Source organism: Burkholderia sp. E168m23 (assembly GCF_016586125.1).
Lineage (GTDB): Bacteria > Pseudomonadota > Gammaproteobacteria > Burkholderiales > Burkholderiaceae > Burkholderia > Burkholderia orbicola.
The window spans coordinates 1-723 of the sequence record NZ_BCPP01001613.1 but is presented as its reverse complement, the minus strand read 5'-3'; the positions used below and the strand labels follow the sequence as shown (position 1 = coordinate 723).

The window sequence follows — 723 nt, the reverse complement described above, 5'->3', positions numbered from 1 at the left end:
CGAGTGCGATTTCGGTCGGCGCGATCATCGCGACGCCTCGTCGATCTGTCCGATCGCGATCCGCACGGCCTTGCGGACTTCGGGGTCGCGATCGTCGAGTGCGTCGTGTAGCGCCCGCAGCGTCGCCCGGTCGCGCAATTCGCCGAGCGCGAGCGCGGCTTCCTTGCGCAGGTTGCTGATCGTATGCGAGAGCAGCGCGACGACGGCCGACGCCGCGGCCGCATCGCGCAATTGGCCCAGCGCGCGGACGGCACGCACGCGCACTTGCCAGTAGTCGTCGTCGAGCGCGGCGACGAGCGGGTCGCGCGCAGCGGCGATGCGCAGCTTGCCGAGCGTGGCAGCCGCTTCTTCGCGCACCTGCCATTCGGCGTCACGCAGCGCCGCGAGCAACGCGGTGACGACGGCGGTATCGCCCGCCGCCGCAAACCCGATTGCGCCGACCGCGGCGCGCCGCACGTCCGCGTCGGCGTCCGCGGTCGCGACGCGGGCGAGCGGCGGCAGCGCGCGGCCGTCCTTGAGCCAGCCGAGCACGACGACCGCCTCGGCTCGGACGGCAGCGGCGCTCGCGTCGAGCGCGCGCAGCGCGGGCGCGAACGCGTCGGGGTCGCGCAACTCGCGCAAGCCGCGCAGCACGGCGCCGCGCACGAACGGCTCGGACCGGTCGGCCCAGCGGCACAGCACGGCGCCCGATGCCGCGTCCTTCAGTTCGGACAGGCTTTGCGC

1 protein-coding gene is annotated in these 723 nt (G+C 74.4%); it reads right to left on the bottom strand.

The features are described from left to right. Positions 1–24: 24 nt before the first annotated feature. On the bottom strand, positions 25–723 hold a 699-nt coding region (locus tag JMF90_RS39215; RefSeq protein WP_201326565.1), incomplete at its 5' end, for a HEAT repeat domain-containing protein.